This window comes from Mesorhizobium sp. M2A.F.Ca.ET.039.01.1.1 (genome assembly GCF_003998035.1).
Classification (GTDB): domain Bacteria; phylum Pseudomonadota; class Alphaproteobacteria; order Rhizobiales; family Rhizobiaceae; genus Mesorhizobium.
On record NZ_RZRY01001213.1, the window covers coordinates 1 to 1,150 of the forward strand.

The following is a 1,150-nucleotide window of genomic DNA, read 5'->3' on the forward strand; positions in this document are numbered from 1 at the left end:
CGTTCGAACATCCCTACACATTCGCCCGCCGCCTTTCGACCGCCGACCACCACACCAAGGGTCGCGTCGGCTGGAACATCGTCACTTCGTATCTCGAAAGTGGCGCCAAGAATGTCGGCCAGACTGGCTTGAAAAGCCATGACAACCGCTACGAGGTCGCGGCCGAATATGTCGAGGTGCTCTACAAGCTGTTCGAAGGCAGTTGGGAAGAAGGCGCGGTGCTGCGTGATCCGGTCCGAGGCATCTTCACCGACCCCGGCAAGGTCCACGAGATCGGCCACAAGGGCAAGTTCTTCGAGGTGCCTGGCTACCATCTCTCGGAGCCGTCGCCGCAACGCACACCGGTTCTCTATCAGGCCGGCGCCTCGGGTCCGGGCAAGGCCTTCGCCGCCGCGCATGCCGAGTGCGTTTTCGTCGGCGCGCCGACCAAATCGCTGCTCAAGGCCTATGTTTCGGAAATCCGCCAAAAAGCCGCCGCCGCGGGCCGGGATCCGAAGAATGTCCTGATCTACAATCTCACCACGCTGATTGTCGATGAGACCGACGAGAAGGCCCGCAAGCGCTTCGAGGAATATCAAAGCTTTACATCTTATGATGGCTCGCTGGTGTTCATGTCGGGTTGGACCGGCATCGATTTCGGCCAGTACGCGCCGACCGATGCACTCAAGAAGGTCGAGACCAACGCCATCGTTTCGATGGTCGAGCACTTCGCCGGCAAGGACAAGGCGTGGACCGTCGAGGAACTGGCGAAATGGGGCGGCATCGGCGGCGTCGGGCCTGTCTTCGTCGGCTCGGCCGGGGCAATCGCCGACATCCTGCAGGAATGGGTCGATGAAACCGGGGTCGATGGCTTCAACCTCGCCTATGCGGTGACGCCCGAAAGCTTCGAGGCCGCCGTCGACCTGCTGGTGCCGGAATTGCAGAAGCGCGGCGTCTATCCCACCGCCTACAAGCCCGGCACGTTGCGTGAAAAGCTGTTCGGTGAAGGGCCGTATCTTCCCGCAACGCATCCCGCCAGCGGCTACCGTGACATCGAAGCCGTCAAGCGTCGCCAAGCCGAACGGACCTCGGCGTCCCGTCTCAAATCCGTGAATGCGTGATGACCGGCTTACTGGAACTCCACGACGTATCTCTGTCCTTCAAGGGCTGT

At 61.5% G+C, this 1,150-nt stretch carries 1 protein-coding gene; it reads left to right on the plus strand.

Features of this window, described 5'->3' with window-relative positions; all coding sequences use genetic code 11:
* Positions 1-1,100: NtaA/DmoA family FMN-dependent monooxygenase (locus EOA24_RS38720; RefSeq protein WP_127410866.1), on the plus strand; the 1,100-nt coding region annotated here is incomplete at its 5' end.
* Positions 1,101-1,150: the final 50 nt, after the last annotated feature.